21 protein-coding genes are annotated in these 22,823 nt (G+C 71.0%); 8 read left to right on the top strand and 13 right to left on the bottom strand.

The window, feature by feature from the left end:
• Nucleotides 1-20 precede the first annotated feature (20 nt).
• From ACFOY2_RS52585 to ACFOY2_RS52575, 3 genes are all read right to left on the bottom strand, one after another.
• Nucleotides 21-1,271 carry a hypothetical protein gene (locus ACFOY2_RS52585; protein WP_379535729.1) on the bottom strand — a complete coding sequence of 417 codons (1,251 nt, stop codon included), beginning with the start codon at nt 1,269-1,271 and terminating at the stop codon, nt 21-23.
• 78 nt (nt 1,272-1,349) lie between these two features.
• Nucleotides 1,350-2,102: a pectate lyase gene (locus ACFOY2_RS52580; protein ID WP_379535728.1), complete on the bottom strand. Its 753-nt coding sequence runs from the start codon at nt 2,100-2,102 to the stop codon at nt 1,350-1,352.
• 168 nt (nt 2,103-2,270) lie between these two features.
• Nucleotides 2,271-2,852: a TetR/AcrR family transcriptional regulator gene (locus ACFOY2_RS52575; RefSeq protein ID WP_379535727.1), complete on the bottom strand. Its 582-nt coding sequence runs from the start codon at nt 2,850-2,852 to the stop codon at nt 2,271-2,273.
• Nucleotides 2,853-2,939: 87 nt separating this feature from the next.
• Here ACFOY2_RS52575 and ACFOY2_RS52570 point away from each other — a divergent pair, with 87 nt between their 5' ends.
• The 4 genes from ACFOY2_RS52570 to ACFOY2_RS52555 all read left to right on the top strand — a co-directional run bounded on the left by ACFOY2_RS52570 (nt 2,940) and on the right by ACFOY2_RS52555 (nt 9,160).
• Nucleotides 2,940-3,401, top strand: a complete 462-nt coding sequence (locus ACFOY2_RS52570) for a nuclear transport factor 2 family protein (protein WP_379535726.1) — start codon at nt 2,940-2,942, stop codon at nt 3,399-3,401.
• A gap of 67 nt (nt 3,402-3,468) precedes the next feature.
• Entirely contained in the window at nt 3,469-6,783 is a 3,315-nt protein-coding gene (locus tag ACFOY2_RS52565; RefSeq protein WP_379535725.1) for an ATP-binding protein, read from the top strand.
• A gap of 209 nt (nt 6,784-6,992) precedes the next feature.
• The gene (locus ACFOY2_RS52560) at nt 6,993-8,006 is read left to right on the top strand and encodes a proline racemase family protein (protein ID WP_379535724.1); all 1,014 of its coding nucleotides are present in this window, start codon (nt 6,993-6,995) and stop codon (nt 8,004-8,006) included.
• 245 nt (nt 8,007-8,251) lie between these two features.
• The gene (locus ACFOY2_RS52555) at nt 8,252-9,160 is read left to right on the top strand and encodes a TIM-barrel domain-containing protein (RefSeq protein WP_379535723.1); all 909 of its coding nucleotides are present in this window, start codon (nt 8,252-8,254) and stop codon (nt 9,158-9,160) included.
• 17 nt (nt 9,161-9,177) lie between these two features.
• Here ACFOY2_RS52555 and ACFOY2_RS52550 read toward each other — a convergent pair whose 3' ends face one another.
• Entirely contained in the window at nt 9,178-9,648 is a 471-nt protein-coding gene (locus tag ACFOY2_RS52550; RefSeq protein WP_379535722.1) for a hypothetical protein, read from the bottom strand.
• A 220-nt stretch (nt 9,649-9,868) separates the two neighbouring features.
• Between ACFOY2_RS52550 and ACFOY2_RS52545 the strand changes: the two genes are divergently transcribed.
• The 4 genes from ACFOY2_RS52545 to ACFOY2_RS52530 all read left to right on the top strand — a co-directional run bounded on the left by ACFOY2_RS52545 (nt 9,869) and on the right by ACFOY2_RS52530 (nt 13,870).
• Nucleotides 9,869-11,545 (top strand): fibronectin type III domain-containing protein, encoded by a 1,677-nt coding sequence (locus tag ACFOY2_RS52545; protein WP_379535721.1) that lies wholly within the window; start codon nt 9,869-9,871, stop codon nt 11,543-11,545.
• 63 nt (nt 11,546-11,608) lie between these two features.
• Nucleotides 11,609-12,307 (top strand): hypothetical protein, encoded by a 699-nt coding sequence (locus ACFOY2_RS52540; protein WP_379535720.1) that lies wholly within the window; start codon nt 11,609-11,611, stop codon nt 12,305-12,307.
• Nucleotides 12,304-13,068, top strand: a complete 765-nt coding sequence (locus ACFOY2_RS52535; RefSeq protein ID WP_379535719.1) for a nickel/cobalt transporter — start codon at nt 12,304-12,306, stop codon at nt 13,066-13,068. Before ACFOY2_RS52540 ends, ACFOY2_RS52535 begins: the two co-directional genes overlap by 4 nt.
• 148 nt (nt 13,069-13,216) lie before the next feature.
• Nucleotides 13,217-13,870, top strand: a complete 654-nt coding sequence (locus ACFOY2_RS52530; RefSeq protein ID WP_379535718.1) for a TVP38/TMEM64 family protein — start codon at nt 13,217-13,219, stop codon at nt 13,868-13,870.
• 20 nt (nt 13,871-13,890) lie between these two features.
• On the opposite strand, the gene ACFOY2_RS52525 is transcribed toward ACFOY2_RS52530, so the two are convergent.
• From ACFOY2_RS52525 to ACFOY2_RS52485, 9 genes are all read right to left on the bottom strand, one after another.
• Nucleotides 13,891-14,424, bottom strand: coding sequence for a DUF1707 SHOCT-like domain-containing protein (locus ACFOY2_RS52525; protein ID WP_379535717.1), 534 nt, complete (start codon nt 14,422-14,424; stop codon nt 13,891-13,893).
• The gene (locus ACFOY2_RS52520) at nt 14,421-15,224 is read right to left on the bottom strand and encodes an ABC transporter permease (protein WP_357818857.1); all 804 of its coding nucleotides are present in this window, start codon (nt 15,222-15,224) and stop codon (nt 14,421-14,423) included. The genes ACFOY2_RS52525 and ACFOY2_RS52520 overlap by 4 nt, the downstream gene beginning before the upstream one ends.
• Nucleotides 15,221-16,186: an ATP-binding cassette domain-containing protein gene (locus ACFOY2_RS52515; RefSeq protein WP_379535716.1), complete on the bottom strand. Its 966-nt coding sequence runs from the start codon at nt 16,184-16,186 to the stop codon at nt 15,221-15,223. Before ACFOY2_RS52515 ends, ACFOY2_RS52520 begins: the two co-directional genes overlap by 4 nt.
• 17 nt (nt 16,187-16,203) lie before the next feature.
• Nucleotides 16,204-17,109, bottom strand: coding sequence for a DUF4097 family beta strand repeat-containing protein (locus ACFOY2_RS52510; protein WP_379535715.1), 906 nt, complete (start codon nt 17,107-17,109; stop codon nt 16,204-16,206).
• Nucleotides 17,110-17,141: 32 nt separating this feature from the next.
• On the bottom strand, nt 17,142-17,669 hold the full coding sequence (locus ACFOY2_RS52505) for a toxin-antitoxin system HicB family antitoxin (protein WP_379535714.1): 528 nt from the start codon (nt 17,667-17,669) through the stop codon (nt 17,142-17,144).
• A gap of 108 nt (nt 17,670-17,777) precedes the next feature.
• Entirely contained in the window at nt 17,778-19,151 is a 1,374-nt protein-coding gene (hglS, locus tag ACFOY2_RS52500; RefSeq protein ID WP_379535713.1) for a 2-oxoadipate dioxygenase/decarboxylase, read from the bottom strand.
• Nucleotides 19,148-20,701 (bottom strand): AMP-binding protein, encoded by a 1,554-nt coding sequence (locus ACFOY2_RS52495; RefSeq protein WP_379535712.1) that lies wholly within the window; start codon nt 20,699-20,701, stop codon nt 19,148-19,150. The genes hglS and ACFOY2_RS52495 overlap by 4 nt, the downstream gene beginning before the upstream one ends.
• Nucleotides 20,698-21,465 carry an enoyl-CoA hydratase/isomerase family protein gene (locus tag ACFOY2_RS52490; protein WP_379535711.1) on the bottom strand — a complete coding sequence of 256 codons (768 nt, stop codon included), beginning with the start codon at nt 21,463-21,465 and terminating at the stop codon, nt 20,698-20,700. Before ACFOY2_RS52490 ends, ACFOY2_RS52495 begins: the two co-directional genes overlap by 4 nt.
• The gene (locus ACFOY2_RS52485; RefSeq protein WP_379535710.1) at nt 21,462-22,814 is read right to left on the bottom strand and encodes an MFS transporter; all 1,353 of its coding nucleotides are present in this window, start codon (nt 22,812-22,814) and stop codon (nt 21,462-21,464) included. Before ACFOY2_RS52485 ends, ACFOY2_RS52490 begins: the two co-directional genes overlap by 4 nt.
• Nucleotides 22,815-22,823: the final 9 nt, after the last annotated feature.

Below are 22,823 nucleotides of genomic sequence, written 5' to 3'. Positions count from 1 at the left end.
CGGTCGCCGCCCTCGCCGGTTCACCGGCCGTAACGGCTCTTCAGGTGCCGCCACCAGTCGCGGAACATCCACGCGTCGAAGTCCGTGATCTGGGCCGCGCTGCCCGCCTTCATCAGGAAGCCGCCCACCCCCGTCGGAGTCCAGTCGTAGAAGTCGTCCAGGCCGAACGAATGGCCCATCTCATGCAGCAGGATGTGCACATTGTCGGTGTTGAGGTTGGACATGTAGTACTCGCTGCCGATCCGCTGCCCCCAGTCGCCGCCCGCGCCGCCGCCGAACCCGGCCGTCAGCCACAACGACATGTCGTAGTGGTGTGAAGGGCCGCCGGGGCAGTTCGGGTAGGTGCCGTTCTGGTTGAAGAAGCGGCCGCACGGCTCGGAGCACTGCGGCGCGTTCTCGCGGATGTTGCCGACGTAGATGTCGACGGAGTTGTCGTTCCACTGGAGCTGGGCGCGGTCGCGGACGGCCCAGCCGACCACCTTGAGCGGCACGTTGGTGTAGGGCCAGTTGTTGTGGCCGGCCATCAGGTCCATCCACTTCTTGAACTGCCGGGCCAGCGTGGCGTGGATCTGGTCGCGCTGGGCCGCGGTCACCGTGGCTCCGGTGTCCCACCGGACGCAGTAGTTGATCGAGCCGCCGTTGGCCATGACCTGGTCCCAGCCGTAGTTGCGGAACCCGTACAGGTTCGGGTACGTGCTCTCCTGGTGCTGCCAGACCTCGTTGAGCGGGGTGACCAGGTTGCCCGGCGGGTTCCAGCCGGAGCCGCTCGGCGGCGCGTCGGCGGCGAACGCCCTGACCTCCAGCAGGCCCACCGACCCCTGGCCGCTCTGCAGGACGACGCGCAGCCGCGTGGTGCTGACCTGGGTGAAGCTGACCTTGTTGTAGGTGTTGGCCGCCACGGGGTAGGAGGCGGAGATGTCGGCGTAGGCGCTGCCGGTCCAGTACTGCAGCTTCCACGAGCTGGGCACGCGGACGCCGCCGCCGTCGTCGAAGAAGTAGACGTCGGCGGATCTGAGGCCCTGGGCGGAGGTCCAGGTCAGCTCGGCCCACTGGGAGCCGGTGTTGGGCCAGGTGCCCCAGCGGCGGTTGACGGTGTCGTTCGAGCTCGGCGGGTCGATGCCGTCGTTGATGGCCGCCACGCTCTCCCATGACGAGGTGTACGACGCCGAGGCGGTGGCGCTCCCGGCCACGTTCGTGTCGGCCAGGGCGGATTGGAGGGGCCAGAGGAAGGTGACGACGAGCAGGATCGGCAGGAGGGCCAGGCGTTTCATGCGCACCTCTCACTTTCTGGTAGCGCTAACATTTGTGAGCCTTGAGGAAGGGCGCGCTCCCTCAAGGCTCGGCTCGGGTCAGCGGATGGTGATGTCGGAGGAGGAGTAGAGGCAGTTCACGCCGTCGGCGCCGGAGCCGATCTTCACCGGCTCGCTGCCCTTGGGCACGCCTCTGTACTTCTCGCAGATCGTGGTGCTGCTGCCGTACACGGTGATCCTGGTGAAGCGGGCGGTGTCGCCCCAGTTCGTGTTGATTCCGGCCAGGACCTTGGTCGTACGGGCGGTGACGTTGTCCATGACCACGTGCCGCTTGTAGGAGGTCGAGCAGTTGCCGCAGGCGCGGTAGAGCTTGCCCGAGCCGTGCACCTGGAAGTTCCTGATGGTCACCGTGCCGGCGCCGTTGTGCTGGAACACCTTGTCGGAGCCGGACTTGGCGCCGCCGCCGTCCACCAGGTACGTCGCGGACGAACTGGAGGACTTGAACGTGGCGGCGTCCTCGCCCACGTCGTTCCACCACACGTTGCGGATGGTGCACGAGCCCTCGCAGTGGACGCCGTCGCCGGCCGGGGCGTCGATGATGACGTTCTGGATGGTGCCGCCGTTGGGCACCACGAACATGGGGTCCTGGTCTTCGCCCTGACCGCCGTCGCCGATGCCGTAGTAGCGTTTCATGCCGCCGTCGAAGAACGAGCCGGTGTTGCGGGTCTGCGTGATGTGCACGCTGCCGGTGTCCGTCGGCCAGTCGGCGGCCTGCGCGGCACGCGGCGTCACGATCGTGGCCAGCGCCATGGCGGCCAGCGTCACGGCCGCGCGCCGTCCTCGGGGTGTCAAGATCGTCCCACCTGCCCTTCTGCTGCTGGTAAGCGCTTTCCCTTTGGCTGGGCTGCTGTGCCGGACCGGAAAAGTGGCTGGGACGCCTTGATCGCACGCCCCGGGACAGGCGTCAAACCCGGTGCGGCCCCGTCCGCGCCGACCTGCGGGTTCCCGCTGAAACTTTCATCACTCCACCCGGGGTGCGCGCTCCGCCTCGCCGTGCGCTATGGCGTGCACGGCGGGGCGCAGGACGCCGACGATGTCCTCGACGTCGGCGTCCCGCACGCCTTCGAGCCGGAGCAGGTGGCGGGCGATGACGGTGCCGAGGGTGAGCGCGCCGACGAGCCCCGCGCGCAGCACCGCGTCGTCGGCGGGCATGGAGCCGGCCACCTGGCGCTGCTGCTCGGTGAGCGCGGCGCGAACCCCCTCGCCGGCGTCGGGGTGGGTGAGCATCGAACGCAGCATGGCCAGCGTCGCGGACATGTCGGCGGTCAGCTTGTCGCCGAGCGCGGCCAGCAGCAGTTCGGCGACCTCTTCCGGGGTGCCGGCCACGGGCTCGTCGGGCTCGATCGCGGCGACGCGGGCGAACAGCTCGTCCTTGGAGCCGAAATAGCGCATGACGAGGCCGGGGTCGGTGTCCGCGGCGGCGGCGACGGCCCTGATCGTGGTGCGGTCGTAGCCGGAGTCGGCGAACAGGCGGCGCGCGGCGGCGAGGATTCTGGCCTCGGTCTGCCTGCGCTGCTCGGCGCGTGATGGGCTGGCTGGCATGCCGCTCAGTCTACAGCCGTTGACTCAATCTCGGAGCACCTGCTACGGTCCACTCAGTCAACAACTGTAGACCGAAAGGTGGGACCGTTGGACACGGACACCACTCCACTCGCGCTGCTGGAACGCGCGCAGAAGCTCTTCCTGGCCAAGGACCTGGGCCGGTTCGCCGACATGTTCGCTGAGGACGGAACGCATGAGCTGCCGTTCGCGCCGCCAGGAGTGCCGAAGTTCCTCCGTGGACGAGAGGAGATCCGCCGGTATCTGACGTCCATCACCTCCACCCCGTTGGAGATGACCAGGTTTCACGGGCTCTGCGTTCATGAGACCGTCGATCCGGAGGTGATCATCGCCGAGTACGAGGGGCACGGGCGGGTCACCAGCACAGGGAAGCCTTACCGGATGCCCTACATCCAGCTTCTCCGGGCGCGGGATGGGGAGATCGTCACCTGGCGCGACTACTGGAGCCCGTTGGCGGGGTTCCAGGCGTTGGGGGTGCGGGGGCTCGTACGAACTGTGGGCGGGCGGTTGCGCCGGCGGGTCCTCGCCTGAACCTCGGCGCCCCGCCTTGAAAGGCACGACCCCGTGAATTGTCGGCCGGTCCCCGTAGGGTTCCCGCATGGCGATCCTCATCGGACGAGACCGGCCCGCCGCGATCCTGCGTGGCGAGGTCGAGCGTGCGCTGGTCAGCCATGGGTCGCTGATCCTGGTCACCGGCGAGGCGGGCATCGGCAAGACCACCCTGGTGGCCGAGGCCGCGCGGGAGGCGGTGCGGGGCGGGGCCCGGCTGCTCGGCGGGGCCTGCTGGGAGGGCGAGGGGGCGCCGGGTTACTGGCCGTGGGTGCAGGTGATCCGGCGGCTCGCGCCCGGGGCCACGCCGCAGAGCCTGGCGGGGGCCGGCGTAGAGGCGTTCCAGCTCTACGACGCGGTGACGGGGCTGCTGGTGGGCGCCTCCCGCGAGCAGCCGGTCGTGGTCGTCCTCGAAGACCTCCACTGGGCCGACGCCGCCTCGCTCAGGTTGCTGGAGTTCGTGGTGCGGCACGCCTGGTTCGAACGCCTGCTGGTGATCGGCACCTACCGCGACGCCGAGATCGACGGCCCGCTCAGCCTGCCGCTGGAGGCCAAGGCCACCACGCTGACGCTGTCCGGGCTCTCCCGCGACGAGGCCGGCCGCCTCGTCGCCCTCACCACCGGGCTCGAACCCGGGGCAGACCTGGTCGCGGAGATCCACCAGCGCACCGGCGGCAACCCGTTCTTCGTGGAACAGACGGCACGGCTGTGGCAAGGAGGCAGCCGGCTGGCCACGATCCCGCCGGGCGTGGGCGCCGCGATCCGGCGTCGTCTGTCACGGCTGCCGAACGTGGTGCTCGACGTGCTGCGAATGGCGGCGGTGCTCGGCCGCGAGTTCACCGAGCAATCCCTGGCCGACGCCCTCGACCACCTCACCCGTGCCCCGTCCAGCCCGGAGGGCCCGCGGAGCGGCGCACCCGGGCCAGGTCTTCGGTCCCCCTCGGAGGGGGCCTTCCTGGAGCGGGAGGGGCCTTCCCCAGAAGTGTCGCGGCTGAGACCTGTCGCTGCTGGGCCTGGGCAGGAGATGGTGAGCAAGGCGCTCAACCAGGTGGTGTCGGCCAAGCTGGTCACCGCTCTCGGCTCCGGGCGCTACGCCTTCGTCCACGACCTGGTGCGCGAAACCCTCTACACCGAGCTCGACGAGAGCGCGGCCCGTTCCCGCCACGCGGCCGCCCTGCACGCCCTGGGCCCGGCGATCCCCGCGACCCGCGCCCATCACGCCTCCCTCGCCGCCGTCCCCGAGGCCCCCGACCTGCTCCTCACCGCCGCCAAAGACGCCGAAGCCCGCTTCGCGGACGAGGAGGCCGTCGGGCACTACCGCCGTGCCCTGGAGCTGACCCCGGCGTCCGAGCCCCGCAAACGGGCCACGATCGCGCTGGACCTCGGCGTGGCACAACACCGCGTGACAGACACCGCCGCAGGAGCCCGCACGCTCGACGCCGCCATCGCGATCAGCCACGACCTCGACGACCCCGACCTGCTGGCCCTCACCGCGCTCAAGCTCCACGACCTCTGCTACACCGCCCAGGCTCCCCACTGGACCGCCTTCGTCCACGAGGCCCACCACCGCCTGGTCCACCACCCCGACCGCCTTCGGCCGAAGCCGGCCGGCGACCTTCAACCGGATGGGCCGACCCAACCCGGCGACGACACCTTCCCCTCGGCCTCGCTGCCTCACTCCGGCATCGGCACCCTCTCCCCGATCCAACCCGGCGACGGCACCTTCCCTTCCACCCGGCTGCCTCACTCCGGCATCGGCGCCCTCCCCCCGATCCAGTCGGCAACGGGGACCGAAGTGACCCGGCTTGCCGAGGCTGCGCGTGATTTGAGCAAGGTGGCCGCCGATCGGGCCAGGCAGGGGGCGGATGACGAGACGCTGGCGTACAGTCTGCTGGCCAGGCTCGGCGCCATCTGGGGTCCGGGCACCACGGCCGAGCGGCTGGGCATCACCGAAGAGCTGTCGGCGGTGGCGCGGCGCACGCAGGACGTCCATCTCGGCCTGACCGCGCGAGCGTGGCGCGTCGGAGTGCTGCTGGAGCTGGGCGACCCCCGCTGCCTGGCCGAGCAGCGAGCGTTCGTCGCCGACGTGGAGGGCTCGCAACTGACGCTGTTCCAGCATGAGGCGACGGTCATGAAGGCCATGTTCGCCACGTTCACGGGCCGTTTCGACGAGGCGGAGACGTCCATCGGCACGGCCTTCGAGCTCGGCGAACAGCCCGGCATCAGCAGGCATGACCTGCGCTGGATGCAACGCTGGTCGGCCGCCCTGCTCAGGGGCCGTTTCGACGACGCCGACGCCGTTCTGACCGAGATGGAGCGCGCGGGCAGCCGCCACTTCCCGCTCTACCACGCGGTGACGGCGGTCCAGAGGGGCGACGGCAACGCCATGCGCCACCTGGCCGAGATCATGGCAGGTGGCGAACAGTACCTCCGCTGGATGGCGCCTCTGTGGCTGAGGTTCCAGGCTCAGGCCGCCGCGTTGTCGAAGGATCCCGTGCTGTGCGAACACGCCAGGGCCGCGATCGCCCCTTACCTCGGCCAGTGGGGGGTGACGGCCACGGTCGTCGTCGAGGGCCCGTTCACGTACTGGGCGGCCGTGCTCGACGCGGCCCAGGAACGCTGGGACGACGCGGTCGGCGGCTACACCGCCGCCGCCCGCGCCGCCGACCTCCTGGGCGCGCGTCCGTGGGCGGTCGAGGCCCGCGCCCGCCTGGCGGAGGCGCTGCGGGCGCGCGGAGACGACGCCACGGCGCTGATCGAGCAGGTGGAACGGGAGGCGGCGGAGCTCGGCATGCTCGTACGCCTCCCGCGCCCCGGATCGAACGCCTTCTCCTTCGACGGCGAGGTGTGGACGCTGACGTACGCCGGCAGGACCGCGCACCTGCCCGATTCCAAGGGCCTGGCCGACCTGCGCATCCTGCTCGGCCGCCCCGGCACGGAGGTTTCCGCGGTCGAGTTGCTCAACCCGTCGGGAGGGCAGGCCGTGATCGCCGCACGGAGCATGGGCGGGGACGACGTCCTCGACGAGGAGGCCAAGAAGCGTTACCGAAGACGCCTCGACCTGCTCGACGCGGAGATTGACCGGGCCGCCGGCCGCGGCGACGACCGTCGTGCGGCCGAACTCGACGCCGAACGTCAAGCCCTGCTCGACGAGCTCCGCACGGCCACCGGCCTGGGCGGCCGTCCGCGCCGCCTGGGCGACGAGGCCGAACGCGCCCGCAAGGCGGTCACCAACCGGATCCGCAACACCCTGCGCCAGCTCGACCAGCGCCACCCCGAGCTGGCCGCCCACCTCCGCGCCTCCCTCTCCACCGGCGCCACCTGCCGCTACCAGCCCACTTCTGAGACCCACTGGACAAGCTGACAACCCTTCGTTACGAGGCCGCCGCCTGTCGCCGTCCAGCGGGTGTGGGCCGGCCTCGTCACCAAGCCGCCCCGACCGTCCGATCACGGCTGGTCACCGAGGTCGACCGCTCCTGCCCGCATACGTCATGAAATCCACCCGTACCGGACTGTGCAATTACAGTGACGGTCATGGATCCCGCCGCCCGGCCGCGCCCGAACGGAAGCAGCATGATCAGTGACATCTCCACCGTGGACTACCACGCAGGCGGCGAGCCGTTCAGGATCGTCACCAACGTGCCCGAGATCTCCGGGGCGACGGTGGCCGAGAAGCGGGTCGCGGCGATGACCGATCCGGAGGTCAACGGGCTGCGCCTGCTCCTGTGCTCGGAGCCGCGTGGCCATGCCGACATGTACGGCGGCTTCATCGTGCCCCCCGACGACCCCGGCGCGCACTTCGGCGTGCTCTTCTGGCACAAGGACGGGTTCTCGACCGCGTGCGGGCACGGCACCATCGCCCTCGGCGTGTGGGCGGTCCAGAGCGGTCTGGTACCGATCGACCCCACGGGCGTCACGAACGTGGTGATCGATGTCCCGTCGGGCCGGGTCACGGCCCAGGTCTCGACCACCGGCGCCAAGGTCACCTCGGTTGACTTCGTGAATATCGCCAGCTATGTCCTGCACGACGAGGTCGAGGTGCCGACGTCTCGCGGGCCGGCCCGATGCGCGATCAGCTTCGGCGGCGCGATCTACGCCCAGGTGCCCGCCTCGGCGTTCGGCCTGGCCGTCGATGTGGCCTCGCTGCCCGCCCTGATCGAGCTCAGCCGCGAGATCAAGACCTGGCTCAACCCGAGCGCCTACGCCGCGCATCCGCTCGACCCACGGCTGAGCGGCATCTACGGCGTGATCTTCTTCGATGAGCTCGGGGCCGACTCCGACGGGAACCTCCGGCAGCGCAACGTGACCGTGTTCGCCGACGGCGAGGTCGACCGTTCGCCCTGCGGGTCGGGGACGTGCGCGCGGATCGCCACCCTCCACACGACCGGACGGCTCGAACGGGGCAGAACCTTCGTCCACTCCTCGATCGTCGACTCGACCTGGCTCGCCCGCGTGGTGGCCACCGCCGAGGTCGCCGGCCGGGACGCCGTGATCCCCGTGGTGACCGGGCGGGCCTTCCGCACCGGGGAGCACAGGTTCCTCGTCGACCCCGACGACGACATGGTTCCCGGCTTCGTACTTCGCTGACAGTGGCCTCCTGACCAGCTCGGCAGGATGTCCGGCCGGCGAGATGGTCAGGCCGGCGCCCCGCAGAGTGCCGCGGCGTTTTCTGACGCGGCCGTGGCGATCACGGTGTCGACGGTGCCGGGTGGGCCGCGAGACCACGAGACCCGGGACCTGCGCATGCCCAGGTCCCGCAGAGATATGATCCATTTGCCGCAGCGAGCGTATCCCGCTCGACGTCGCCTACTGACGGCTCAGCCCCAGAACGCATGCACAACCTCTACACGCACCTGTACAACACGGCGGTGTTCGAGGTGCTGGAGGAGCGGCGCGGCCGGGGCGAGGCGGTGCTGTTCGCGCGGTCGGCGACCGCGGGCGGCCAGCGGCTGCCGGTGCACTGGGGCGGTGACGCGGGATCGACGCATGAGTCCATGGCCGAGACCCTGCGCGGCGGCCTGTCCCTCGCGTTCTCCGGCTTCTCCTTCTGGAGCCACGACATCGGCGGGTTCGAGGGCACCCCTGACCCCGGCGTGTTCAAGCGCTGGGTCGCCTTCGGGCTGATGTCGTCCCACTCGCGGCTGCACGGCTCGTCGTCCTACCGGGTGCCGTGGGCCTTCGACGAGGAGGCCGTGGAGGTGACCCGGCTGTTCACAAAGCTCAAGCTGCGGCTGATGCCGTACCTGTTCCAGGCGGGCGTCCAGGCGCACGAGAGCGGGACGCCGGTGATGCGGCCCATGGCGATGGAGTTCCCCGGCGACCGCAACGTCGCCTACCTCGACACCCAGTACATGCTCGGCCCCGACCTGCTCGTCGCACCCGTCTTCACCCCTGACGGGACGGTGGAGGTCTACCTGCCCGAGGGCACGTGGACGAACTACCTGACGGGCGAGCGCGTCGAGGGCGGCCGCTGGCGCACCGAGACGCACGGCTTCACCTCGATGCCGATCTACGTGCGCGAAGGCGCCGTGCTGCCCGTGGGCGCCAGGGACGACCGGCCGGACTACGACTACCTCGACGGCCTGACCCTGCGCGTGTACCCGGGACCGGACGGCGAGACCACCCTGACCGTCACCGACCACGCCTGCGGCGAGCCCACGCCGTTCACCGTCACCCGCTCCGGCGGGGAGGTCTCGGTCTCCTCCTCCCTCGCCTCCGGATGGAGGTACGAACGCGCCTGACCCGGAGACGGTGATCGTCAGCGTGGGCCGGGCAGGGCCGAGCCGGTCAGGCGGCCCTCGCGGCGGTAGACGGCGCACATCACGTCGCGGTCGCCGTCGGCCCAGGTCTCGGCGGTCGGCATGATCGGGTAGTAGGCCAGGTCGTCCCGCCCGCCGCCCCACAGCTCGGCGTAGCGCTCACCGCAGCTCTTCCATGCCTGCGCCGACAGCCCCGCCCGGTCGTAGGGGCCGTCGGGCAGGTGGGTGAAGCCGTACGACTGGTTGTCCGCGCCGCCGGCGCAGGGCGTGTAGAGCACAGTCCGCTCGGCCGCCCCCGGCGAGTAGGCCGGGTCGCTGAAGCACTCACCGCCCTCGATGAGCAGGATCCCGGTCGTCTGCGCGGTGATGAAGGTCTCCGTCTTGACCACGGGCCGCACCGGCGGCACCACGAACAGCGTGCCGAGCGCGGCGACGGCGGGCAGCAGCCCCCAGCGGCGGCTCGTCGCCATTCGTTCACCCCCCGCGTTCACGCGCATTCCGCGGGCCGATCGTAGACGGGGAAGGGGAAACGCCAGGCCAACCTCCGATGTCCGGCACATTGCCGATCCCGAATTCATGTGCGGGACAGCCGCCGGACAGGCGGGCGTCAGCGGTACCTGGATGAATTCGCTCGCGTCCGCCCGCGATCCGCGGGTGGGCGAGTCCGCTTCTCAATGGAGTGAACCAGAAGTGAATGAGCCCAGAACGTCGTGGCCGCTGCGGTCGCGGCAGGCGAAGCTCGCCGCCATCGGCGCGGGTGCGCTGCTGCTCGGCGGGTTAGCCTTCGGCCCCGCGGCCATCGGCGCCGCGGCACCCCCCGTGTACCCCGCCGCCGAGGTGCACAAGCCCTCCCCCATCCCGGACCGCATCATCCTCATCCCCACCGCCGCCCCCGCGACCAGCCAGCGCGTGTCGTGGCGGGCCGAGGCCGCCGCGCAGAACGCCCAGGCCGAGATCCTGGAGGCGCCCCGCGCGCTCGGCCAGGTCCAGCCGGCCGCGGGCGCGGTGACCAACGTCAAGGCGAGCGCCAGCACGCCGGTGAACACCACGCTCGGGTACGCCTCGACGTACCACACCGTGGAGTTCGGCAACCTGAAGCCGAAGACCCGCTACACCTACCGCGTCGGCGACGGCACCAACTGGAGCGCGTGGACCGACTTCACCACGGCTGCCTCCGGTTTCGAGCCGTTCTCCTTCATCTACTACGGCGACGCGCAGAACTACATCGACTCCGCGGTGCCGCGCGTGTTCCGCCAGGCGTTCGCCGACCGGCCGCAGGCCAAGGCCATCGTCAACGCGGGCGACCTCATCGACTCCGCCAACAGCGAGGAGCAGTGGGGTCAGTGGTTCAAGGCCGGCGGCTTCATCGACGGCCAGGTCAACAACATCTCGATCCCGGGCAACCACGAGTACAGCGGCGGCCTGTCCGCCTTCTGGCGGCCCCAGTTCCCCTATCCGGACAACGGGCCGGGCAACGCCGAGCTCAAGCAGACCGTCTTCAGCCTCGACTACCAGGGCGTGCGCTTCATCGGCCTGGACTCCAACCACCAGAGCAACACCGCGCTGATGGCCGCGCAGACCACGTGGCTTGAGGGCCTGCTCAAGGACAACCCGAACAAGTGGACCGTGGTGACCTTCCACCACCCCGTGTACTCCACCACCGGCACCCGCAACAACCCGAACGTCCGCGCCCAGTGGGCGCCGCTGTTCGAGAAGTACGGCGTGGACCTGGTGCTTCAGGGCCACGACCACTCCTACGGGCGGGGCAACCAGACGGCGGCGCGCAAGTCGGCCACGGTGCACAACGGCGTGGCGTACGTCGTGTCGGTCTCCGGCGGCAAGATGTACGCGCTCAACAACGGCGAGAACTGGACCGGCAACGGCGCGCAGGTGCGCAGCACCAGCCAGAACACGCAGCTCTACCAGTTGATCGACGTGGCCGGTGACACCATCACCTTCGAGGCCCGCTACGCCAACGGCGAGCACCACGACGGATTCACCATCCGCAAGAACGACAAGGGCGAGCGCAGCGTCAACGAGATCCGCACCCCCGAGAACACCGTCGGCGAGCAGGTCACCGTCGACAAGACCTCGGTGCGCAAGCAGGAGCAGGTCAAGGTCTCGGCCTACGGCTACGACCCGGGCGAGAAGGTCGCCGTCTGGTGGCGTGAGCGGCAGGACGACGACGCCCGGAACGGCGGCGGCAGGAACGGCACGCTGATCGGCTACGAGAAGGCCGACGAGCTGGGCCGGCTGGAGGAGACCATCCGGGTGCCCTCCTCCGCAAAGCGGGACAACACGTACGTGGTCTACCTGGACAGCGAGAACCAGAAGATCACCAGCCCCGCCATCACCGTCACCAAGTGACACCTCCCCGGGTGGGGCCGTCCCGGCCTCACCCGGCTTTCCCCCCAGCGCAGGAGCCGCCTCGTGACCCGTACCCTCATCGCACGCGCCTGCGTGCCGCTCGTCGCCGCCGCGCTGGCCCTCGCGCCGGCGGCCGTCGCGGCGGCGCATCCGTTCGGGCCGCCGAGCATGGCCAGGATCGGCGTCGAGGGCTCGCGGGTGAGCCTCGCCTGGCTGCCCGCCGAGGACGACTGGGTGGCGCTCGGCCGTTCGCTCGGCGCGTTCGAGAACCCGGCCGCCGGCACCGACACCACGCTGACGGGCGAGCAGAAGCTCGCCCGTTCCGCCGCCGTACGCGACTACCTGCTGGCCAGGATCGCGGTGACCCAGGCGGGACGGCCCTGCCAGGCCGAGTTGGAGCCGCTGGAGCGGCTGGTCGCCGAGGGCGCCAGGTTCCGCTTCGAGTGCGCGGACCCGGTCGTCGACGTCGACGTCAGGATCGACGCGCTGACCGACCTGAACGAGGCGTACCGGACGGTGCTCACCGCCCAGACGCCCGCCGAGCCCGCGCAGACGGTGCTCACCGCGGCGACCGGCACCCGGCGCCTGCGCTTCGACCCGGCGGCGGCGGGCGGGGTGCCGCTCGCGGTGCCCATCGTCGCGCTGCTGGCCGTGCTCGGCGTGCTGGCCGCCTTCCTGGTACGCCGCCGTCGCACGGACGCCCGCGACCCGCAGGGCGCCCATGACGTGGCGCAGCGGCACGACGCGGGCGGCAGCCGATGAACGGCGCCACCGAGCAGGAGAACTACCTGATCGCGCTGTTCGACGGGGCGGGGGCGTTCTGGCTGGTGCTGGCCGTCGCGCTGGGTGTGGGCGCGCTGCACGCGGTCGCGCCGGGGCACGGCAAGAGCGTGACGGCGGCGTACCTGATCGGCACCCACGGCCGCTACCGCGACGCGCTGCGGCTCGGCGTGGTCGTCGCGCTGATGCACACGGTCTCGGTGCTCGCGCTCGCGCTGGCCTGGGTGGGTCTGACCAGCGCCGCTGTGGGCACCAAGGTCGTCACCGCCTGGCTGCAGGCGATCGCGGGCGCGGTCGTGATCGCCGTCGGCGCCCACCTGGCGTACCGCCACTTTCACAGCCTCCGCCACCAGAAGGCACACGGCCACGGGCATGGGCATGGGCATGGGCATGGGCATGACCAGTTGATGGATCCGTGGTCGCGGCGGGGGCTCACCGCGCTCGCGTTGTCCGGCGGGCTGGTCCCCTCACCCTCGGCGTTCATCGTGCTGGTCAGCGGCCTGCTCACCGGACGGGCGCTGGACGCCGTCGTGCTGGTGCTGGCCTTCGGCGTCGGGATGGCGGTCACGCTGACCGCCGTCGGGATCGTGACCGTGCGCGGAGCCACGCTGCTGGGCCGTCGCGCGCCGAGGCTGCGGCCGCTGCGCACGCTGACGGCCTGGATGCCCGCCCTGGCGGGCGTCGCCGTCGCCGTCGGCGGCTGCCTCTATCTGGCCACCGCCGTCACCGCGCTGGTCCCGTGACCGCCGCAGCGCTGTTCGCCCCTTCACCGAACTCCACATAACATCACATCAGTTTGATGTTGAAAGCGAGCCCATGCTGGTCGGAACTCTCACCACAACCGTCGTCTCCGTGGTCCGCCGCTGTGTGCGACGGCTCCGTGGTCCGAGGGTGATCGGCGCCGTAGCGCTCCTCGCGGCGTTCGCCGCGATCGCGCTGTTCGTCCCGTATCCGGACGTCGGGCAGATCCGCGACTGGGCACGGACGGCCGGTCCGTGGCTCCCCTTCGTGTTCTTCGTCACGCACGCGCTGGTAACCGTCGCCTTCCCGCGTACCCCGTTCACGCTCAGCGCCGGGCTCCTGTTCGGGCCGGTCACGGGCATCGCGATCGCGATCTCCGCCGCCACGGTGAGCGCGGCGCTGGCCTTTCTGCTCGTGCGTGCGATCGGCCGCGACGCGATCGCCGCGCGGCTGACCCATCCGGCGGTCGCGGAGGTCGACCGCCGGTTGGCCCGTCGTGGCTGGCTCGCGGTGGGGTCGCTGCGGCTGATCGGGCCGGTTCCCTTCCCGCTGGTGAACTTCTGCGCCGGCGTGTCGTCGATCCGGCTCGTGCCCTTCCTGATCGCGACGGCCGCCGGTGTGCTTCCCGGCACGATCGCCGTCGTCGTTCTCGGCGACGCGCTCACCGGACGCACCGATCCGGCCCTGCTCGTCGTCTCCGTGATCTGCGCGACGATCGGATTGGCCGGCCTGCTGGTCGACGCCCGTCTCGGCGTCAAGGAGCCGCAAGCGGGAGATCGGGACGAGTCAAGCCCCCGCGTCTGACCCGCCTGATCCGGGGTGTGTCAGCGGCGCGAGTTGCGGATGATCAGGCGGCCGTAGGTGATTTCTCCGGTGACTTCCACGTGCAGATTGCCCAGACGTGGACGGCCGGCCGCCTTGCAGGCCACCCTGCCCCATTCGCTGCGCACTTTGTCGGTGTTCGCGCTGGCTCCTGGCGGCAGGACGATCCTGGCGGAGCCGTAGGGGAGGTGGAGGTCGATCTCGATCACGGGGTGCCGGACGACGGCGTGGGACAGGTCGAGCCGTACCTGGCCGTACTCGGAGGCGACGCGCAGCCGCCGCGGGACCTGCCAGTCGCCCGCCCGCCTGATGATCCCGCCGACGGAGGCGAGCTGGATCACCTCCTCCGGGAGGCCGGGCAGGTCGGCGGTGACCGCCACCAGGTCGCCGTGGGATGCGGCGGTAAGGGCCCGTTCGAGCCGCTGTTCCAGTTCGGCGGTCTCGAGCCGTCCATCGGCGTACGCCTGCTGCAGCCGTTGGACGGTCATCTCGCGGTCGCCGTCGGAGACCCGCGCCGACGCTTCGTGGGAGATCATTGGCTGACCGCCCTCTTGTACAGCCGCGTGGCCATCGGCACGAACACCACCAGGAGCAGGAGCGACCACAGCAGCGTGGCCGGCACCGCGTGCCGCAGCGGCCAGGAGTCGGGCACGGGCATGGCCGCGCTGGTGTTGCCGAACAGTTCGCGGGCGGCCTGGATGAGCGTGGAGATCGGGCTCCATTCGGCGATCAGCTTCAGCGGCCCGGGCAGGCGCGCGCTGTCGACGAAGGCGTTGGACAGGAAGACCAGCGGAAGCGACACGAGGGTGGCCACGTTGTTGAACACCTCGGGCGTGCGCAGGGCCAGCGCGACCGTCGCCGTCACCCAGGAGAAGGCGTAGGCGAACAGCAGCAGCACCCCGAATCCCAGGGCCGCTTCGAGCGGTGAGGTGTGGATGCGCCACCCGACGAGCAGCCCGACAAGCGCCATGGTGACGATGCTGGTCACGTTCATGATCAGGTCGCTGGCGGTCTGGCCGGTCAGCACCGCCGAGGGCGACATCGGCAGGGTGCGGAACCGGTCGAAGATGCCCTTCTGCAGGTCCTGCGTGAGGGTGTAGCCGGTGATCTGGGCGCTCCCGGCGATCGTGAACACGAAGATGCCGGGAATCAGGTATTCCGTGTAGGACATGCCGGGCAGGTCGACCATGCTGCCGAAGACGTAGGTGAACATCAGCACGAACACGATCGGCAGCAGAACCACGCCGCCCAGCAGGTCGGGTGCTCGCTTGATCTTCAACGCGTTGCGCTTGGTGATCGTCATGCCGTCGGCGATCGTCAGCCGCAGGGTGTTCATCGGACGGTCTCCTTGGTCTTCTGGTCGGCCTGGTGTCCCGTCAGGGTCAGGAAAACGTCGTCCAGGGTCGGGCGGCGCAGCCCGGCGTCGCGTACGGTGACGCGCTCGGCGGTCAGGTGGCCGAGCGCCCTGGTCAGCGCGACCGCGCCGCCGGTGACCGGGATCGTCGCCTGCAGGGCGGTGGCGTCGGTCTGGATCTCTCCTGCGGCCATCGGCGCCAGCGTCCGCCTGACGGTCTCCAGGTCTGCCGCGCTCGTCACCGACAACTCGATCCGGTCGCCGCCCACCTCGTCCTTGAGTTCGTCGGCGGTGCCGAGCGCGATCACGTGGCCGTGGTCGACCACCGCGATACGGTCGGCGAGCCGGTCGGCCTCCTCCATGTACTGGGTGGTGAGCAGCACCGTCGTGCCCGCCGTGACGAGGTCGGAGATGACGTCCCACAAGCCCGCCCTGGCCCGAGGGTCGAGGCCGGTCGTGGGCTCGTCGAGGAACAGCACCGGCGGGTTGGCGACCAGCGCGCCGGCCAGGTCGAGCCGGCGCCGCATGCCTCCCGAGTAGCCCTGCACCGGGCGGTCGCCCGCCTCCGTCAGGTCGAAGCGTTCCAGCAGCTCGCGGGCGCGCCGCTTGGCACGCCCGACGCCCAGGTGGTAGAGGCGGCCGACCATCTCCAGGTTCTCGGCGCCGGTGAGGTGGTCGTCGACGGCGGCGTACTGGCCGGAGGCGCCGATGTGGGCGCGCAGCCGGTGCGCGTCGCGTACGACGTCGAACCCGGCCACGGTGGCGTGCCCGGCGTCCGGCTTCAGTAACGTGGTCAGGATCCGCACGGTGGTGGTCTTTCCCGCGCCGTTCGGGCCGAGCAGCCCGAACACCGTGCCTTCCGGGACGGTCAGGTCCAGCCCGTCCAGGGCCACCACGTCGCCGTACTTCTTGGCCAGGCCCTCGGCCACGATCGCGTCTGGCATGACGATCTCCTTGGTTGTCAGGAACGATGGATGACGATGTCGCCGTAGGCGGTGTGCGCCCGGACCTCGACGACCTGGTCGGACTCGCCGGGGCCGTCGCTGGGGGCCAGGGAGACGTCCACGGTGCCGTATGTCGAGCTCACGTCCAGCCACGCGGCGCTGCCCTCCCGGATCCCGAGCTCCAGCCCGCCGCCGGTGGTCTCCAGGACGACCGAGCCGGACACCACCTCGCCGATCCGGACGCTGCCGTAGGCGGTCTTGGCGGCGACGCCGGCCAGGGCGCGCTCGACGGTGCTGTCGCCGTGGGCGGAGTTCAGCCGCAGCTCGCCGGTCACCTCGCCGAGGCGGACCTCGCCGTGTGAGGACTTGACCACCGCCGTGCCGTCGATCTCGCCGATGCGGATGTCGCCGTTGGTCGTGCTGACCTCGGCGTGCCCGGCCGCGCGGGTGACCTGGATGTCGCCATGGGTGGAGTTCAGCCGCAGCCGGCCGGCCTGCGCGACCTGGATGTCGCCGTAGGAGGTGGTGAAGCTGACCTCGCCGAGCGCGCCCCGGCAGCGCAGGCTCGCCGCCGTCCTGGCATCGACGTGGGAGCCCGCGGGCAGGTCGATGGTCACCTCGACCGAGCCGTTCCCGAGCAGCAGCGAACGCGCCCAGTCCGTGGGCGATTCCATCAGCTTGTCGAACGACAGGCCCCAGCCGGACGTCCAGCCGGCCCGGTCCTGGTCCGCGCGGACCAGGAGCCTGCCGTCGGCGTACTCGACCCGGGTGTGCTCGGCGGCCTGCACGTCGGCGTCGTTGAACTCGTCGCTCGGGCGGATCTCGACGACGGTGTCGGCGCGGTCGCCGGCGTTGATCCTGACGTCGGCGGTCGCCACGTCGATGACGGCGAGAATGGGTTCCGGGGTGTCGAACGTCGGCATTGCACTCCCCTGTTCAGATGTCGTCGTGGTCATCAGCGCACCCAGCCGCTGTAGCGCTTGCCGCTCTGCTGAGTCGTGCGCGGCCCGGAGCGGCGGCCGGCGTCGCCCGGGTCGAGCGCGGCGGAGACGGCCCGGACCAGCCAGGCGTTGACCGACAGCCCATCGCGGGCGGCCGCCGCCTCGATGCGCGGTTTGAGCTGCTCGGGGACCCGGAGCGAGATCCGCGACGTCCCGCCGTCGTCGGTGTCCGGGGGCGGCGGCGGGGCGGGCGGCTCGTCGAGCCGTTCGGCCTGGCCCTCCTCCTCGAACGGCCGGCCGGCCGATGGTGTCACGACGAAAGCGGGGTCGCGTCCGCGCAGGCGCACCTCGACCGAGCCGGGCGCGAGGTCTCGGGTGATCTCGTCCGCGGCGGTGGACAGGGCTTCCAGCAGAACGAGGCGGGTGGCCGGCTCCAACGTCGCGGCGAGGCGCTCGGCCAGCGCGCGAGCCTCCTCGTCGCCCGCTCCGGCGGCGATGGCGAGTTCGCGTCGAAGGTGATCGACGTACGGCGCAAGGTCCATGACGCCACTATGACATCATAGTGGCGTCACCACAATTCGATATGACGCCGAAAGCCATCACGATGACGTCAAGCCGGTCAGAGGAAGCTGACGTCCTGTGTGGGGAAGCTAGAGCCGGCTCCGCACCTGGCGCAGCGATTCACGGCTTTTCTCGGCGTAGAGGTCGGCAGGGTCGTGAACGGTGCGTTCCAGGACGTTCGCCATCCAGCGCGCATCCCGCCCGGAGCCCTCGGCGGTGACGTCCCTGGAGCCGTTCCCCGCGAGGTTGGACTGGAAGATCCCGGCGGCCGAGCGCGGCAGGAAATCCTCGTAGACGATCGGCTCCACACCGATCCAGCCACCGCCGATCAGCCCGGCGAGGTCGGAAGGGGGCCGCCGCCCGTCCCTGGGCCGCTCCAGCAGGTGGTAGCGGAAGAAGCCCAGCTCCCGCGCGGCCAGCTCGGCCTCGCTGTCCGGCAGCCGCTCGGCCCACACGGCCCGCGCGACGTCCTGCCTGCGGGCGCCGGGTGTGGCGGCGAGCCTGGCGTCGACCTCGGCGAGCATCGCGTCGTACAGGTCCCGGCCTGACGGGGTGAGCGCGATGCCGCGCGCCTCCACCTCGCCGAAGCGCACGCGCAGCGCGCCGGGCTCGACCCGCCCGTCCGGCAGCACGAAGCGGCGCGGTTCCGCCAGCGCGCGGAAGGGGGTCTGCCGCAGCAGCACGTCGGGCCCGTGCCAGCGTGGCGGCCCCTGGATCTCCTCGATCATCCGGATGCCCCGGCAGGACATCCGCCGGTACAGCTCGTCGATGTCGAGCACCCGCGGCGTCAGGTGATTGATGTGCGTCGAGGTGAGGCCGCCGATGTCGGCGGCGACACCGGAGACGGCTTCCAGCCGCCGGTACCAGGCCCGGTCGACCGGTTCCGCGGAGAGTTCGAAGGCGGCCGTGGCCAGCTCGAGGAAGCGTCCGGCCGCCGCCGCGGGCAGCTCCCGCTCCCGCTCGGCCCTTTCCGCCAGCGCCAGCAGCTCCGGCGGAAACAGGCGCCTGCGCTCCAGGAACGCCTCCAACCCCTCCTGGAGCTCGGCGTCGAAGAAACGGCGGTCGTCCGGCGTCAGGATCGAGGTGAACATCCTGAACGGGTTGAGCGCCAGTTCGGCGGCGTCGACGGGCCGAAAAGCCGTCGAGACCACCGGGATCGAACCGACGGGCGCCTCCCGCAGGTCGTAGAACCCGACCGGGTGCAGGCCGAGCGCGGCGAACACCTGGCTCACCTGACGCAGCTCGCGCGGCGTCCCCACCCGGATCGCGCCGTGCCGTTCGGCCGTCACCCGTTCGATCGTCCCAAGGCGTTGCGCCGCGGCGCCTTCGCGACGCAGCACGTCGGAGTTCACCTCGGAGGTGACCTCGACGAGCGTGGTGTAAGCCGGCACCTCTTGCCCGTACATGTCCGACAACGAGCGGGCGAACGCCGCCCGCAGCCGCCAGGTGGGAACGGGCGTCATGACCGCGTCCTGTCCGTCGCGCGGGCGTCGAAGCAGTCCTCGACGGACCTCGGCAGCCTGCTCTTGATCACCCGTTCGCTGGGCGTGCGCGGGAAGTCGTCCACGACGGCGATGTAACGCGGCATCTGGAAGTCGGCCAGCCGCTCGGCGCACCAGTGGAGCAGCTCGTCGGCATCGACCCTGGCACCCGCCGCGGGCAGGATGAACACCTTGATGTCCTGCTCGCCGATCTCGGCCGGCACGCCGATCATGGCGCTCTCGGCCACCGCCGGATGGGTGTTGATGACGGTCTCGACCTCCCAGGCGGACACGTTCTCGCCGCGCCGCCGCACCGAGTCGTCCGCCCTGCCGATGAAGTGCAGGTTGCCGTGCTCGTCGAAACGGCCCAGGTCGCCGGTGCGCCACCAGCCGCCGCGGCGCGCCGCGGCGGTCCTGTCCTCGTCGCGGAAGTAGCCGGGCGTCACGACCGGCAGTCCCTCGGCCCTGACCACGATCTCGCCGCTCTCCCCTGCGGGCACCTCGGCCCCGTGTTCGTCCTGTACGGCGGCCCGCAGGTACGGCAGCACCCGCCCCACCCCCGCCTGCGGCCCCTCGGTGTTGACGGTCAGGAAGCTCGACGCCTCGGTCTGGCCATAACACTCGGCGACCCGCAGGCCGAAACGCCGCTCGGCCTCCTGCCAGGTGCGCGTGGTCACGCCGCCGCCCCAGGCCATCCGCAGCCGGTGGGAGTACTCCGCCTCCGACGGCGGCCTGTTCAGCAGCACCTGCAGGATGCCGCCGAGCTGGTGCACGTGGGTCGCGCCCGACGAGCGCACCTGATCCCAGAACCGGGAGGCGGAGAACCTGTCGACCATCGCGAGCCGGACCGGACGCAGCAGCGGCACGAACACCATCTGGGCCCCGCCGACATGGCACAGCGGCTCCCACAGGAAGTACACCTCGCCCTCGCGCGGGTCCGTGGTGAACAGCACGCCGAGCGCCGCGGTCCGCAACATCCGGTCGGTCACCTGGACGCCCTTGGCCGGTCCCGTGGTGCCCGAGGTGTAGATCAGTGCCACCACGTCCTCCGGGTCGCCGTGCCGTACCGCGAACGCGCCGTGGGCCTCGCCCAGCCAGCTCGGATCGGCCCGCTGCCCTGCGCGGTCTCTGACGATGACCGGCGGGCCCGGCTCGCCGACCAGGCCCGCGTGCGAGCTGTCCACCAGGATGAGCGAGGGGTCGCCGTCGCTGAGCACGTGGCGCAGGGCCGCCCCGCGCAGCCGGGGGTTGACCGGCACCCAGGTGGCGCGCAGCACGATGAGCGCCAGGATCACCACGATGTGGTCGGGATGGTTGGGCAGCAGGACGGCCACCCGATCCCCCGGCCGCACGCCGAGGGCGGCCAGGCGTGCCGCCGCCGCCTCGACGTGGGCGGCGAGCTCGCCGACCGTCGTCACGGACCCGCCGAACTCGCAGTAGGGCGAGCCCGGCCGGTCCTCGGCGGCCCGCGCGAGCAGCCCGGGGATGACCGCGCCCGCGATGATCTCCTGCCAGTCCGCCGGGCCTGTCACCTCTTCCGCCTCGCCGCGAAGAAGTCGCGCATGACCTGCTGGGGCTGGCCGGAGGCCCACGCCTTCCTGTCGATGGCGCGGGCGGCCTCGAACGCCTCCCACAGGCTGGGAGTGATCAGGTCCCGGTAACGCTGCTTGGTCAGCGCGATCGCCACCGACGGCTGCTCGGCCAGCTGCCCGGCGATCTTGACGGCTGTGGCGAGCACGTCGCCCTGCGGGACCAGGTGATGGACGAGGCCGGCCTGCTTCAGCTCGTCGGCCTCCATGAGCCTGCCGGACATCATCAGTTCCAGCGTGCGCGAGCCGCCGAGCGCCCGCATCGTGAGGTACATGCCGGTGATGCTGGGAATGCCGGACGACACCTCGGTCTGGCCCATCCGCACGCCCGGGTGCGCCACGCGTACGTCGCAGAGCAGGGTGAGCTGGTAGCCGGAGCCCGCGGCGACGCCGTTGATCGCGGCCACCACCGGCTTGTCGATCTCCAGCACCGCGCGGTAGAGCGAGCGGAAGTTGTCCAGCCAGGCGTCCACGTTCTCCGGCCCGAACCCGGCCGTCTCGGCGAGGTGCTGGCCGGCGCAGAACGCCCGCTCGCCGGCCCCGGTGATCACCACGGCCCTGGTGCGCTCGTCGGCGGCGAACTCGCCGAATCGCCGCCGCACCGTGTCCTGCATGGCCATGTCCCAGGCGTTCAACGAGGCGGGACGGTTCAGGGTGAGCACGGCGACCTGTCCGTCGTGCCGTACGAGGACGTCGTCCTCGCTCATGGTCGGCTCCTTCGCATTTCGGTGTTGTCGCCGCGCAGCATCGTGACCCGCGACGTCTCGGGAAGGCGCAGGATCGGGACGAGCGCGAGCAGCGACAGCACGATCAGGTAGTAGGCGGGCATGATGCTGGAGCCCGTGGTCTCGACCAGGAACTGGCCGATGAACGGCGCGGTCCCGCCGAAGGCGGCGTAGGCGATGTTGTAGCCCAGCGCCGCGCCGGTGTAGCGGACCGCCGCGGGGAACAACTCGGCCTGCGCCACCGCCACGACCGATGCCACCGCCACCAGCGGCACCGTCAGCAGCAACTGCCCGAGCACCGCGGTCCCCATCCCGCCGGTGCCGGCGATCAGGTATCCGGGCAGGGCCAGCGCGGCCAGCGCGATCGCGCCGGCCAGGATGACGCGGCGTCTGCCGTGCCTGTCGCCGAGCAGGCCCATCACGGGGATGAGCGCGCTGTAGGCGCACAGGGCGATCGCGTTGGAGAACAGCGCGGTGGTTTCGTCCAGCCCGGCGACCTCGGTGAGGTACGTGCTCATATAGCTGGACATGGTGTAGAAGGCGACCGCGTTCAGGGACGCGACGCCGATCAGCGTGAACAGCTCCGGCTTGTAGCCGCGGACCACGTGGCGCAGCGGCGCGTGCTCCACCGTGCCTGAGTCCTGCAGCTTCTGGAAGACGGGAGTGTCCTCCAGCCTGAGCCGGACGTACAGGCCGACCAGCGCGAACGGCGCCGCCAGCAGGAACGGGATCCGCCATCCCCAGGACAGGTAGGCGTCCTCGGGCATGCCGGTGCTGATCGCCAGCACCAGGATCGCGGTCACCGCGAAGGGGAGGGTCTGGGTGCTGTTGGACAGGCCCGACCACATGCCGCGCCGGTTCGGCGGGGCGTACTCGCTGAGGAACGTCGCGCCGCCGGAGGACTCACCGCCTGCCGAGAAGCCCTGCACCAGCCGCAGGAGCGCCAGCAGGATCGGCGCGGCGACGCCGATGGCGCCGTAGGCCGGCAGCAGGCCGATCAGCGTCGTGGCCGCGCCCATCAGCAGCAGGATGATCGACAGCGTGTTGCGGCGGCCGATCCGGTCACCGAGCCTGCCGAAGAAGACGCCACCGGCCGGACGGGACAGGAAGGTGACGCCGAAGATGGCCAGGGTGCCGAGCAGCGCGGTCACCGGGTCGGCGTCGGGGAAGAACAGGGTGGCGATCGCCTTGGTCGAGTACGCGTAGACCGCGAAGTCATACCACTCGACGAAATTTCCGACCGCTACCCCGGACAGCGCTCTGACCGCCATCCTGCGATCGCGCGGACCCTCGGGACCGGGGGTGGACGACGAGGTCGTCGGCTGAGCCATGTCGCCTCC

Origin of the sequence: Nonomuraea purpurea, assembly GCF_042650645.1 — a bacterium.
Taxonomy (GTDB): Bacteria; Actinomycetota; Actinomycetes; order Streptosporangiales; family Streptosporangiaceae; genus Nonomuraea; species Nonomuraea purpurea.
The sequence above is the reverse complement of the archived record's forward strand: the minus strand, read 5'-3'. Positions and strand labels throughout refer to the sequence as shown.